Origin of the sequence: Prescottella defluvii, assembly GCF_000738775.1 — a bacterium.
GTDB classification, from domain to species: domain Bacteria; phylum Actinomycetota; class Actinomycetes; order Mycobacteriales; family Mycobacteriaceae; genus Prescottella; species Prescottella defluvii.
This window is the reverse complement of the sequence record NZ_JPOC01000132.1, coordinates 1-211: the sequence shown is the minus strand read 5'-3', so window position 1 is coordinate 211 and position 211 is coordinate 1. Positions and strand designations below refer to the sequence as shown.

The 211-nt window shown below is 72.0% G+C and carries 1 pseudogene; it reads left to right on the top strand.

Features of this window, described 5'->3' with window-relative positions:
• Positions 1-121: 121 nt before the first annotated feature.
• A pseudogene (locus IJ15_RS27025) lies at positions 122-211 on the top strand (DUF4439 domain-containing protein); the annotation flags it as partial.

The window sequence follows — 211 nt, the reverse complement described above, 5'->3', positions numbered from 1 at the left end:
TCGACCTCGCCGACGCGCAGCGTGAGGCCGCCCGGTTGGCCCGCAACCAGTCCGGCTACCGCGCCGGACTGCTCGGCTCGATCAGTGCGGCCTGCGCCGCGCAGCAGGCGGTGTTGCTGCCGTGAGTACACAGAGCCCCGGCCCCGAACAGCAGGCGCTGATCGATGCACTGCAGGCCGAGTACGCCGCCGTCTTCGCCTACGGCGTGGTG